The organism is Ornithinibacillus halophilus (genome assembly GCF_900129485.1).
Taxonomy (GTDB): domain Bacteria; phylum Bacillota; class Bacilli; order Bacillales; family Amphibacillaceae; genus Ornithinibacillus; species Ornithinibacillus halophilus.
On sequence record NZ_FQVW01000019.1, the window covers coordinates 25,320 to 38,478 of the forward strand.

The 13,159-nt window shown below is 36.1% G+C and carries 13 protein-coding genes; 7 read left to right on the forward strand and 6 right to left on the reverse strand.

The window, feature by feature from the left end:
* The first annotated feature begins 54 nt into the window (after nt 1-54).
* Nucleotides 55-744, forward strand: a complete 690-nt coding sequence (locus BUB12_RS09300) for a CBS domain-containing protein (protein ID WP_072890298.1) — start codon at nt 55-57, stop codon at nt 742-744.
* Between the two features lie 14 nt (nt 745-758).
* On the forward strand, nt 759-1,712 hold the full coding sequence (locus BUB12_RS09305) for a glycerophosphodiester phosphodiesterase family protein (RefSeq protein ID WP_143155619.1): 954 nt from the start codon (nt 759-761) through the stop codon (nt 1,710-1,712).
* Between the two features lie 66 nt (nt 1,713-1,778).
* Here BUB12_RS09305 and BUB12_RS09310 read toward each other — a convergent pair whose 3' ends face one another.
* Nucleotides 1,779-2,546 (reverse strand): NRDE family protein, encoded by a 768-nt coding sequence (locus tag BUB12_RS09310; protein WP_072890299.1) that lies wholly within the window; start codon nt 2,544-2,546, stop codon nt 1,779-1,781.
* A 165-nt stretch (nt 2,547-2,711) separates the two neighbouring features.
* Here BUB12_RS09310 and BUB12_RS09315 point away from each other — a divergent pair, with 165 nt between their 5' ends.
* Complete coding sequence (locus BUB12_RS09315; protein WP_084063291.1) at nt 2,712-4,160, forward strand: MDR family MFS transporter; 1,449 nt, start codon at nt 2,712-2,714, stop codon at nt 4,158-4,160.
* Nucleotides 4,161-4,328: 168 nt separating this feature from the next.
* A complete protein-coding gene (locus BUB12_RS09320; protein WP_072890302.1) occupies nt 4,329-4,931 on the forward strand; it encodes a short chain dehydrogenase in 603 nt (200 codons plus the stop codon).
* Nucleotides 4,932-4,991: 60 nt separating this feature from the next.
* On the opposite strand, the gene BUB12_RS09325 is transcribed toward BUB12_RS09320, so the two are convergent.
* Nucleotides 4,992-6,632 (reverse strand): putative bifunctional diguanylate cyclase/phosphodiesterase, encoded by a 1,641-nt coding sequence (locus BUB12_RS09325; RefSeq protein ID WP_072890304.1) that lies wholly within the window; start codon nt 6,630-6,632, stop codon nt 4,992-4,994.
* Nucleotides 6,633-6,767: 135 nt separating this feature from the next.
* On the opposite strand from BUB12_RS09325, the gene BUB12_RS09330 reads away from it, so the two are divergent.
* From BUB12_RS09330 to BUB12_RS09340, 3 genes are all read left to right on the forward strand, one after another.
* Nucleotides 6,768-7,220: a V4R domain-containing protein gene (locus BUB12_RS09330; protein WP_072890306.1), complete on the forward strand. Its 453-nt coding sequence runs from the start codon at nt 6,768-6,770 to the stop codon at nt 7,218-7,220.
* 110 nt (nt 7,221-7,330) lie between these two features.
* Nucleotides 7,331-7,852: a nitroreductase family protein gene (locus tag BUB12_RS09335; RefSeq protein WP_072890308.1), complete on the forward strand. Its 522-nt coding sequence runs from the start codon at nt 7,331-7,333 to the stop codon at nt 7,850-7,852.
* A 147-nt stretch (nt 7,853-7,999) separates the two neighbouring features.
* A complete protein-coding gene (locus BUB12_RS09340) occupies nt 8,000-8,773 on the forward strand; it encodes an HAD family hydrolase (RefSeq protein ID WP_072890310.1) in 774 nt (257 codons plus the stop codon).
* A gap of 53 nt (nt 8,774-8,826) precedes the next feature.
* On the opposite strand, the gene serA is transcribed toward BUB12_RS09340, so the two are convergent.
* The 4 genes from serA to BUB12_RS09360 form a co-directional block, all read right to left on the reverse strand.
* On the reverse strand, nt 8,827-10,413 hold the full coding sequence (gene serA / locus BUB12_RS09345) for a phosphoglycerate dehydrogenase (RefSeq protein ID WP_072890312.1): 1,587 nt from the start codon (nt 10,411-10,413) through the stop codon (nt 8,827-8,829).
* A 1-nt stretch (nt 10,414) separates the two neighbouring features.
* The gene (locus BUB12_RS09350) at nt 10,415-11,569 is read right to left on the reverse strand and encodes a pyridoxal-phosphate-dependent aminotransferase family protein (RefSeq protein WP_072890314.1); all 1,155 of its coding nucleotides are present in this window, start codon (nt 11,567-11,569) and stop codon (nt 10,415-10,417) included.
* Nucleotides 11,570-11,640: 71 nt separating this feature from the next.
* Nucleotides 11,641-11,838, reverse strand: coding sequence for a hypothetical protein (locus BUB12_RS09355; protein ID WP_072890316.1), 198 nt, complete (start codon nt 11,836-11,838; stop codon nt 11,641-11,643).
* Nucleotides 11,839-12,046: 208 nt separating this feature from the next.
* Entirely contained in the window at nt 12,047-13,141 is a 1,095-nt protein-coding gene (locus BUB12_RS09360; protein WP_072890317.1) for a 5-methyltetrahydropteroyltriglutamate--homocysteine S-methyltransferase, read from the reverse strand.
* Nucleotides 13,142-13,159: the final 18 nt, after the last annotated feature.

The window sequence follows — 13,159 nt, forward strand, 5'->3', positions numbered from 1 at the left end:
AATTAATTTAATAATCTACGAGGTAAAGATATAAACTTAAGGGAGAAACAAAAAATGGAAAGAAATTCTGAACGCTTTTTAACTGCTTTTAATCGAATCGAAAAAGCATTGAGACAAGAGATGCGCAATAGCAAAGGTATCGGTTTTTCAAAAGCCGTTAAGATTATGTCAAAACATAATCTTAACTTAAATCGGTATGCAGAAGATCTGCTTGAGTATGCTGAACTTCGAAATGCAATTGTTCATAATAGGATCGATACTGACTTTGCGATTGCAGAACCACATAACTCCATTGTCGAGCAAATTGAAAAAATAGAAAAGTCGATCACACAACCACAACAAGTAGTACCTGTATTTGAACGCAAAGTAATATCGTTTCAAGAGGATGATTCCTTAGAAAAAGTACTCGATACGATAGAACAAAGAGGATTTTCTAAATTCCCTATTTATCATGATAATGAATTTAGAGGACTAATCTCAGAAAGCGGAATAACAAAATGGTTAGCTTCTAGTAAGTTTAAAAGTGGAATTGATACGAAAATAAAAGATATCCTTCCTTTTCAAAAGGACGGTAATTATCAATTTATTAATAATGATACGCCAGTGATTGAGGCGGTTGAAATTTTTAAAGCGCAAATTGAGAAGGGAAACCGTGTTGATGCTCTGCTCATTACGAAATACGGTTCTTCAAAAGAGCCATTACTCGGAATTATTACATCATGGGATATAATAGCCGTTGAATAGAGAGGAATAGAAAAATGGGGAATACAAATCCAATTGAGAAGAGTAGTCAGCAACCGATAAAAAAGAAAAAGTCAAAGTTGAAATGGATTGGTTTTGGATTAATAGGAATTCTTTTAGTATGGGGGATTCTTTATATTTTTCCAAGTGGTCAAATTCAACAGGTAGCCTATTTTGATAATGAGCGACCACTGGTTATTGCACACCAAGGGGGAGAGCATTTAGCACCTTCAAGTACAATGGTTGCATTTCAACAAGCTGTTGAAATAGGTGTAGATGTTCTTGAGTTTGATGTTCATATGACAAAAGATGATTATCTTGTTGCCATTCACGATCCTACCGTTGACCGTACAACAGACGGTGAAGGGAAAGTAATTGATTTAACCTTAGAGGAAATCCAAAAGCTGGATGCAGGGTATTACTTTCAAGATTTAGAAGGGGAGTATAGTTACCGTGGCCAAGGAATCCATATTCCTACAGTGGAAGAGATTTTCAATGCTTATCCCAACATGAAATATGTTATAGAAATTAAAGATACAAACGAACCAGAGTTATATCAAACTGTCAGTGAAGCACTGTGGCAAACAATCGAAAAACATGGATTAGAAGAGAAAGTGCTGATAGCTTCATTTGATCATGCAATTATTGATTTAGTCAAAGAGGTATCTGATGGAGAAGCTTTAGTTAGTGGTGGTAGAGAAGAAATTAAGAAGTTCGTAATCTTACATAAGTTATTCCTAAATGGACTCTATTCACCTACTGTTGAGGCTGTTCAAATACCAACAGAAGATAGTAATATTAATTTAATGGATAAAAAAATAATCCGTGGTGCGGAACGTAAAGGTATGGATGTACACTACTGGACGATTAATGATAAAGAAATGATGGAACAACTAATCGACCTCGATGCAGGGGGAATCATTACCGATAGACCAGATCTATTAATAGAACTTTTAGATGAGAAGTATTAGTGTTTCTGACATTATAGATAGAGGCAAAAACGTTTGGTTTTTCATCGGCCAAACGTCTTTGTATTTTTAGTTTTCTATCTTAAAGGAAAATTGCTTTTCTTCTTTTAATATTCCATGCTCGTAATTTCGCTCTACAAAGGTTAAATTGTTTTTGTAATCAATCGTTAGAACGGTGGAACATCTTGTCCCGTAATCTGGAAGTTTAATAAATAGCGGAGATAATTTTTTCTCTAATTCTCTTCCTATTCCAGTGTTAGGTAGTTCTTCTTCTGCGGATTCTTCGGCATCAAGTAATAACTCAAATAACTTAGCTTCATCAACTTTGCTAGTATCTTTTGTATAATTCTTTAGGTTTTGTGTTCCTTTGACAACTTTTGGCCATGGTGTATTAAGAAAATGGTTACTAAGACCATATGTACCTGGTTCTATTTTGGTAATCGTATCTTCAACGTTGTTGTAATAAAAAAGTTCTTCAGGGCTTCCGACAAGCACATTATATCCGACGAAATCTTCTTTACTCGACCTCAACTGAGTGATATATTCTTCTGTTGATAAATCCTCACTCAAATAATTCTTTACAATTTCACCACGAGACTTTCCACCTGTTCCCATATGGTCTGGATGTCTAAAATTAGTTAGAGCAGCAAATCGTCCTTGTTTTGTTACACCTAACCAGGTCCCCATTTGTTGGAGGTCACGCCCTGCTAAAATAACAGGTTCATCCTCCCAAAAATGAGCAGAAGCAGTTGGTCGTTTGTAAAATTCATCCCGGTTAGCAGCTACTATTAATTTGTATTGTGGGTGGTCGTGAAATTGAAAATTAATTAAACACATCGCATTCACCTCACTTTATATGGAAGCATAATTCGCTTCACTTTTATGTATTCTATAACTGTGATAGAATCAAGGGTTGTATTGGACACAATTTAGTCAAATTTAATAATTTATCTATGTTGTGGTATCAATAAAATAATGAAGTACAAAGAAAGAAGGAAGAGTATGGCTAAAAATCATGCTCCAGCACCCGAGGAGCCAACAGAAATAAATAGAACTCCACTTATTATTGTATTACTTTCAGGGGCATTTGTCGCCATATTAAATCAAACATTACTTGGAACTGCATTACCTCATATAATGGAAGACTTACAAATCGAAGCAGACGTCGCCCAATGGTTACAATCCATTTTTATGCTTGTAAATGGAATTATGATCCCTGTTACAGCTTTCTTAATTGAAACGTTTACTACAAGAAGGTTGTTTCTAACAGCAATGGGTTTATTTGGATTAGGTACGTTAGTTTGTGCTATAGCTCCTGGATTTACAGTGTTATTAATCGGCAGAATACTACAAGCAGCAGGTGCAGGTATTATCATGCCATTGTTACAAACCATTATGTTTTTAATCTTTCCGATTGAAAAACGTGGGTCAGCCATGGGGATGTTCGGTTTAATTATCGCATTTGCACCAGCAATAGGACCAACGTTAGCTGGATATTTAGTAGAAAACTTTCCATGGAGAAGCCTTTTCTACGTAATTTTCCCAATCGTTGTTATCGATATTATTCTTGCTTACGTTCTATTAAAAAATATTACAAAACAAACATTTCCAAAGGTGGATGTCTTATCAATTATCCTTTCAACATTTGGTTTTGGTGGGATATTATATGCATTCAGTACAGCTGGAAGTGGATTCTTAAGTGGGCAAGTAATTATTTCTTTAGTTATCGGTATAATATCACTCACTTGGTTTATTTTAAGACAGCTTAAATTAGAACAGCCGATCCTAGAATTTCGGGTCTTTCAAAATAAAGTATTTACTTTAACGACGGCTTTAGGAATGATTGTATTCCTATCATTAATTGGTGGAGCAGTTGTACTACCACTATTTATGCAAGAAATGCTTGGTTTCACTGCTTTAGAATCAGGTTTAATGTTACTACCAGGTGCTTTAGTAATGGGCTTGATGAATCCAATTACTGGTCGTTTATTTGATAAATTTGGTGCGAGAGCGCTAGTCCGACTAGGATTATTACTTGTGACGATTACTACGTTTATGTTCTGTAATCTTACCATTGAGACAACATTTAAGTATTTGGCAGTGGTTAATGTTTTTCGCATGCTTGGTGTGGCAATGGTCATGATGCCAGTAACTACAGCCGGGTTGAATCAATTATCACCTAAAAGATTGCCTCATGGTGCTGCGATGAACAATACATTCCGTCAAATATCTGGTGCAGTTGGTACTGCATTACTTGTAACGGTTATGACTGTAGCTGCCGTACCAGGAGAAGGAGTAAGTGGAGAAATAACTGGAGTTAATGTTTCATTCTTAGTAGCCGGTGTCATTTCTCTAGCTGGATTCGTATTATCCTTTTTCATCAGATTACCAAAAGCAGGGGAAGGATATCGAGAAGAACCAGCAACTACAAAAACAGCAACCCAAGAATAAGAAAGAAAAAAGGATATCATCATACGTGGTATCCTCTTTCATTTCTATCCATTCTACATTAGTTAATAAAATTTAGAATATACAGGCTTCGATTTGGATATGTATGATATAGTATAGATATATTTATAGCGTAGAACGTCCTTATTACAGTAAAGGAGTGGGGAGAGTATGAAGATTCTTATTGTTGGTGCAAGTGGGACAATCGGCTCTGAGGTAACCAAAGTACTAGAAGACAATAATAATGAAATCATTCGTGCAGGACGTAACGGCGCGGATGTTACAGTCGACCATACATCAGAAGAAAGTATTAAGAAAATGTATGAAACAGTAGGAAAAGTTGATGCAGTGATTAATGTGTCAGGTGGAGCGAATTTTGCTTCTATTTCAGAGATGACCCCAGAACTTAACCAAAGAGGGATCGATAGTAAGCTAAAAGGGCAGATTAATCTTGTTTTACTAGGAAAAGATTACGTGAATGACGGTGGAAGTTTTACATTAACCACTGGTGTCATGATGGATGATCCTATTCCACTCGGAGCTTCAGCTGCAATGGCAAATGGTGGTGTGAGATCTTTTGTAAAAGCTGCGTCCATTGAAATGCCACGTGGAATTCGAATAAACAGTGTGAGCCCTAATATTGTAGAAGAATCCTGGGAACGTTTAGGTGGCTTTTTTGCAGGGTTTAATCCTGTACCTGCCAAACGTGTGGCATTAGCGTACAAGAAAAGTGTGGAAGGTGCACAAACAGGACAAAATTACGAAGTATACTAAGGCATAAGTAAATCCGAACATTGAGTTCGGATTTTTACTGTTCAAGACGAATGTTTAGATCTAACCTTTTCTTTCTAATAATTCCTGGATTCTACCTGTTTCCATTGGCTTATAAAAGTAATACCCTTGAACGGCACTGCATTTCTTTGAGTCCAGATTAGATAATTGTTCTTCTGTCTCTACCCCCTCTACAATTACTTGCAAGTTAAGGTCATGTCCTAAGTTAATCATAGAATTTAGGATGGCCTTTGTATTTCTATTTGTTTCTACATCATTAATAAAAATACGGTCTATTTTTAAGCTGTCAATTGGAAAGTTCTTTAAATATTGATAAGATGAATGTCCTGTCCCAAAATCATCAATAGCAACCTTCACTCCTAATGCTCGGATCTTCTCTATTTGGATTGCTGACATTTTTGTATCTTGCATCACCATTGATTCTGTTATTTCCAGCTCAAGTAAATTAGGAGGTACTTTTTCTATCTTTAGTAAGGTAGCGATTTTATCGGGTAGATTTTTCTGCATGAATTGTTGTGCAGACAGATTTACAGAAATACGAATAGGATTTCCTAGTTGTTTCCAGTGATGTATTTGCTGGCAAGCTTTTCGTAATACAAAATCATCAATCTCTAAAATTAATCCGGAATCCTCAGCAATTGGAATAAATTCGTTCGGTGGAATAATGCCATACTCAGGGTGGCGCCAACGAACTAAAGCCTCTACAGCTACAACTTTTTCATCAACGATATTCACTTGAGGTTGATAAAAAAGCTCAAGCTGCTCTTCCTTAATTGCTTTTCGTAGCATATTTTCCAGGTGAAACCGTTCAAAATTAGAGGCATGTAATTCTGCCTTAGACAATTCGTAATTGTTTTTGCCTTGCTTCTTTGCATGATACATTGCAGAGTCTGCTTGCGAAATTAAAGCTTCCAAATTTTCTCCATCATGGGGATAGAAGCTTATACCAACACTTATGGTTACGTAGACTTCATTTTCCCTAAGTTGAAACGGAATAGAAAAGTGCTCTATAATTTCCTCCACTTTGTATATGGCTTCTCTTTCATGACCAATGTTTGGTAATAATGCAATAAATTCATCCCCGCCAAGTCGTGCTAAAATATCCTTTTCTGAAAAACATGATTGCAAACGTTCTGCAGCTTTTTGTAACAATAAATCTCCGTATGCGTGTCCAAATGTATCATTGATTAATTTGAATCGATCAAGGTCAAAAAATAAAAGGGCAAAGATATGTTTTTTTAATTCAGGTTTTAATAATAATTGCTTGACATTTTCCTCAAAAGCAAGTCGGTTAGGTAACTTCGTTAAACCATCATTATAAGCAAGATACCGTATCTCTTCTTTCTCTATCATAGTATGAAAGACATATTGAAAATACTTTTCTCCATTTGCTATGCGAAATGATTGTATATCTAAATATTTTTCATATGACGATTCATTTACTGTAATGGTTACATTACCTTTCCAATTATCTTGTAAAGGGGCAGTAAAACCTCCGACACGCACATGCTGCGAGAAAAAGTTGTTGATCGAGTCTCCAATACGAAAGGAAAACGAATGTTTAAATACTTGGTTTACTTGAATTATTATTCCATTAGAGTCAACAACAATTATGGCATGTTCATTTTGCATCATACTTTCTTGTAATATGAAAGGAATATCCAATTCATTTGAGTTTGACATTATGGTTACCTCACTAGTTTTAGTTACTTCAATTGTACAGAAATTGTATTGAATTAAACGTGACTTGTATCACATACATGTAATTTGTTTTCTGTTTATAGTAGAGGGGAATGACTGATTAGGAGGCAATTTGTAATGAACACATTTACCTTTGAAGATTTAAAAAAAATTGACCGATTAAAATTAGGCGAAGATGTACCGTTAGAATTATATCGGGCAATCCGTTTGATCGGGTTAAACCAAGGATTACCTATGGAAGGAAAAACAACAACATTAACAATCGGCAGAAAAATTGGTAGCAGCTTGCCTGTTGAAACGGTAGAAGATTTGTTTAGTATATATGAAGAATTAAAGATAGGTATCCCAGTGCTATTGGAAAAAACAGAAACAACGATGCTCATACGTGTAGAAGACTGTTTTTGTGAAGGATTACCTATTCAAGAAGGGAAAATGGTTTGCGATTTGGAGGGAGCAATCCTAGAAGGCGGACTATCGAAAGTATTAGACAAAAAACTATCTGTATTTGAGATTAAATGCAATATTAACGGGGATGAACACTGTGAATATATGGTTCGTATATTAGATTGAGAATGTGGAGGTTGTCATATATTTTAGAAAATCTCTTCTTTCCTAAATCAGAGTATGTGTATCGGAATAAACTGTTAGTGTGGTAAAATTATGAAAAAGGAGGAGATAACATGGATGTTTTTAAAGCTATTCAAGCACGAAGAGAAATAACAAAGTATCAAGATAAACCAATTCCAAATGAGTTATTCGAAAAGGTAATTGATGCAGGAGTGTTTGCACCCACTGGCAATAACCTTCCTTCTAAACATTTAATTGCAATAACAGATAGAAAAATGCTCGATAAACTTGCTGATACAACTCCTTACATGAAATGGATGAAGGAAGCCCAAGCTGCTATTGCTGTAACGGCAAAACCTAGTGTTAGTAAATACTGGCTACAAGATGCCTCATTTGCTTGTGCTTTTATATGGTTAGAAGCAGTTGAGCTTGGCTTAGGTTCTGCTTTTGGTGCCGTATATCATTCTGAAGATGAGGAAGAATCTCAAATAAGAGAAGACTATGTTCGCAAGCTGCTAGGTATTCCTGGTGACCAAAGAGTTGTAGCTGTTTTAGGGTTAGGATATCCTGATCAGACACCAAAACCAAAAAAGCACGTTCCAAGAGATGAAGTAGTGTCTTATGAAACCTATTAGAAACAAGCAGTCCTAGTAATGGACTGCTTGTTGTTGAATGAGGATTAATTTGCTTAAATGACCAACAAGCAATTTTCCGATTTCATCTTATCCCAAATGTTTCCTACCTATGGTACACTGTCTTAAAAAGGATAGAGGAGCTATTGCATGGTTAAAGCAATATTATTCGATTTAGATGATACATTATTATGGGATGAAAAAAGTATTCAATCGGCCTTAGATGCAACTTGTAAAATTGCGGGAGAGGTGTATTCCATAAATCCCGTGGAGTTAGAAATGAAAGTTCGAGAAACAGCTCGTGGACTATACGCTTCATATGATACATATGAGTTTACTAAGAAAATAGGAATAAATCCTTTTGAAGGATTGTGGGGTAATTTTAATGATGATGGGGAAGATTTCAAACGCTTAAGGGAAATTGCACCAGAGTACCGCGAAAAGGTATGGACCATGAGTTTAAGAAAAATGGGGATAGACGATCAAGAATTTGGTCAGGAACTTGCTGAAACGTTTCGAGCACATCGTAAAAATAACCCATTTGTTTTTGAGGATACGTATCCAGTTTTAAATCATCTTAAGGATAATTTTCAACTATTACTTTTAACAAATGGCTCTCCAGATTTGCAACAGACTAAGTTAGAGTTATCGCCAGAAATTAAAGGATATTTTGATCATATTATTGTTTCTGGGGAGTTTGGAAGTGGTAAACCAGACCCAGAAATATTTGATTATGCGCTCTCTCAATTGGACGTAGAAAGAGAAGATGCCATGATGGTGGGAGATAATTTAAACACAGATATTCTAGGTGCAAACCGTGCAGAAATAGAGTCAGTTTGGGTTAATCGTAAACAAAAGGAGCACCGAGACATTCAGCCTAGCCATGAAATTGGTGGTTTAAAAGAATTGTTAGATAAACTTTAAGAGGCACTTCCATAAATTGGGAAATGCCTCTTTATGATTCAAGCATTCCATAATTATAAATCAATGACTTGAATTTCTTTGATTTCATCTAGTTCTTTTAACCGAGCTAATTCTTGTTCATGTAGGCGTTTATCGACCTTTAACACCATGATTGCATCGCCACCTAAATTGGATCGGTCTACTTGCATGGTTGCGATATTAATTTGAAAGTCTGCTAGTAAACTTCCTATTTTCCCTATGACTCCTGGTTGGTCATTATGGTGGATGAAAATAATATGTCCCTCGGGAATAACATCAATACGGTACTCATCCAATCTTACAATTCTTGGGCCGAGTCCAGGAAGATGTGTTCCAGAAACACTTTTTGACTCTCTATTAGTTTTTATCTCTACTTTTAATAGATTAGTAAACCCTTTATTTGCTGAGCTTTTATTTTCATGAACCGTTATTCCACGTTTCTCTGCTAAATAGAGGGCGTTAACGTCATTGACATGGTCACCAAGATGACGTTGTAGTACGCTTTTTACTATCGTTCGAGTGATTGGGGAAACTTCCAGCTCGGCTAGTTCACCTTCATACGAAAGTGTAATCTCCTCAATTGGCTGTTCAACTAGATGTATTAAAGTAGTTCCTAGTTTTTCACCTAGATGAAAATATGGTTTCATTTTATTCAATATTTCTATTGGTAACGATGGAAGGTTAACTGGGTTTTTAATTTGTTCTCCCATTAGATAACGGATAATGTCCTGACTAACATCTATTGCGACCATTTCCTGAGCTTCTATCGTACTTGCCCCAAGATGAGGGGTAGCAATAACTTCTGGTAATTCTAATAGCTTGTGATGGTGAAAGGGTTCATTTTCAAATACGTCTAATGCTGCACCAGTGACTTTTTTAGAAATGATAGCTTGATATAATGCCTCTTCATCAATGATTCCACCTCGAGCACAGTTAATGATTTGGACTCCCTTTTTCATCTTCTGAAAAGCTTTCGTATTAATTAAATGCTTCGTTTCGTTTAACAAAGGGGTATGGATGGTTATGAAATCACTTAGAGCCAATACTTCATCCAGTGTACCGAAGTTTACTCCTAATTTTTCTGCTTTTTCTTGTGTTAGGAAAGGGTCGTAAGCGATGATTTCCATTCGTTGCCCTTTTGCACGGTAAGCAACTTCTGCACCAATCCTTCCTAATCCAATGACGCCTAATGTTTTGTTTCTTAATTCAACCCCGACATAATTCTTGCGATCCCAATCCATGTTTTTTAATGCTTGATATGCTTGGGGGATTTTCCTAGCTAATGACATTAACAATGCCATCGTATGTTCTGCGGCCGAGTTAGTATTTCCGTTTGGTGCATTGACAACAATAATTCCTCGTTCTGTTGCAGCATCTAAGTCAATGTTATCGACACCAACTCCTGCTCGACCTATGATTTTTAAGCGAGTGGCGTGCTCTAATACATCACGTGTCACTTGTGTTTGACTTCGAACAATTAACGCATCAACATCACGTATCAATTCTTTTAAGTTAGAGCTTCTGCGTTGATTGATTATCGTCAGCTTTATGTCAGGGTGGTTCTTTAATGGGACTAATCCTTCTTCATGTAAAGGATCAGTAATCAGTACATGAAAAGACACCCTATTTGACCTCCTTTGTAAGAATTTTTTGTGCTGCTGCTATTCCACTTCCTAACATTACATTTTTCCCGGTTTTTACTAATCCGATTTCTATCAAGCTAATAGTTTGCAAAATATCAGATGGTGAACAATACCCCATATGTCCAATTCGAAAAATCTTTCCTTTTAATTCTTGCTGTCCACCTGCTAAAACAAGATTAAAATCATTTTTCACAGTTTTTCTTAAAGCATCCGGATTAAAATCATTCGGGATTACTGAAGTGACTGTCGGAGAAGCGCAACTGTCACGAGTTAATAGTGGTATGTTCCAAGCTTTGAATGCTTCTCTTGTCATCAATTTCATTAGTTGGTGCCGTTCATAAACGTTCTCCAGGCCTTCCTTTTCGAACATGTCCAGAACTTGATTTAGCCCAAATAACAATGAAATGGAGGGAGTAAATGGTGTTGAATCAGAGAGAATATTTTCTCTGTATTTTTGTAAATCAAGATAGAATGTAGGTATATTATTTTTTTCAATAACTTCCCAAGCACGTTTACTTGCTGCAACAAAAGTTAATCCAGGAGGAAGCATTAGAGCTTTTTGAGACCCAGTTACGACTAAATCGAGTCCCCATTCATCCATTTTCGTTTGGACTCCTCCAACGGCTGAAACCCCATCAACAATGAATAAGGCGTCGGAGTTTGTGTGAATGATATTGGAAAGCTCCTGAATAGGATTAAGAACGCCTGTGGAAGTTTCACAATATGTGACAAAAACAGCTTTAATTGAAGGATGGCCTTTAAGGAAGTTCTCCACATCTAATGTATCGACTGCTTTTCCCCAGGTTACATCGATTCGATGCACATTCAGTTGATATGCTTCACAGATTTTTGCAAATCGCTCTCCAAATACACCTGTAACAATAACTAAAACCTCATCACCAGGTTGCGTGCAATTGGTTACGGCAGCCTCTAAACCTGCTGTTCCACTACCTGCAAGAATTGCAATCTCTTCTTTTGTTTCAAAAACTTTTTTTAGTTTTGGTTTAATTTTCCTTAGTAATTCTTTCGTTTCTTGATCACGATGCCCTATCATCGGATGTAGCATTGCTCTTTGAACAGAGGGTGGGATAGGAGTTGGCCCGGGAATACGTAATAATTGTTGGTCGGGTAACATTAGAATATCTCCTTTCTAAAGGTAAGGTCATCAATTATTCCAATATAGAAAAAAAGAGACGCTCTTCTAGTTTAGCGACTCCTTCTTTGTCTTGGTTCATCATAAATTGGTACATCTTGAGTTTGAGTTTTACTCTTCTTTTGAAACTTAGCGATTAACGCCATTATTCTACTTTTCCTTTTGCCAAACAAAATTCGATTTTCAACATAATAGATCGTCTCTTCGATAATAATGAGTAGGATAATAAGGCCAATAATCCAATATAGCATACTAGAATACTCCCTTTAACAATAATGATACTACCATTATATACTAAATAATGAGAAAACATTGTGATTTTTTTAAAATAGTATGAAGAAATAATCATTTGTAAAACTAAAGGGTTAGTAGAATATATGGCTCTAAAAAACAGTGCGTTGATTACACTAGTGACACCCATTTACAGAATAGCGGCTGTCACTAGCTTCCAAAAATCACTTATTTACCCCATATTTCCTCGGAAATATCGACAATAAATTTCAATTTTCTCCATTGTTCTTCCTCAGTTAATTTATTTCCATGATGGGTAGAAGCAAAGCCACACTGTGGGCTAATACAGATTTGTTCTAATGGAATGAATTGGCTTGCTTCCTTAATTTTAGTGAGGATGACATCCTTATTCTCCAATTCTCCCCTTTTTGATGTGATGACACCTAATACAACTCTCGGACCATTATTAGGAATAAATTCTAATGGTTTAAAGCTACCGGAACGTTCATCATCATATTCTAGGAAAAAGCCATCTACATTTTCCTTAGCAAAAAGGGTAGGTGCAATTTCTGCATAACTTCCTTTAAAAGCCCATGTTGATTTGTAATTTCCTCTACACAAATGAGTCGTTACATAAAGATCTTCTGGTTTATTTTCTAGTACACTATTAGCGACATGTAACGCAAGTTCAATGAGTTCTTGTCGAGAGTATCCTTCTTCGTAAGGTGCTAAGCTGTCCGCATTTAGACCAGCAATATAAACATCATCAAATTGTATGTAACGTACACCTGCTTGATAAAACGCTTTCAGTGCATCACGATATGTTTGAATAACATCTTTTGCATATTCATCGAGAGTAGGATAAATTTCCGGATTTCGAATCCCTGCATGAAATAATTGATTTGGACTTGGAATAGTTTGTTTTGCAACCGCTCGCCCATTAACAATTTGATTAAATTCTTTAAAGTCTGTTAGAAAAGGGTGATCCTGATTAAAGGATATTTTACCGATATTACGAACATCATAGGCTTCTGTTTCTTCGTCGTGGAAATTATATCCAACCTTAGGAACGTATCCCTCTATACCATTTAAATTTTCTAGAAAATCAATATGCCACCATGAACGGCGAAATTCACCATCAGTGACAGCCTTTAAACCAACTTCAATTTGTTTATCTACAATTCGTTTGATTTCTTCTGTTTCCACTTCTCGTAGCTCTGAAGCTGAAACTTGTCCGTTATTAAATTGAGACCTTGCTTCGTGTAATCTTTCTGGTCTTAGTAAACTCCCCACATGGTCAGCTCGAAATGGTACGCTTGTCATTTTTACATCACCTCGTTT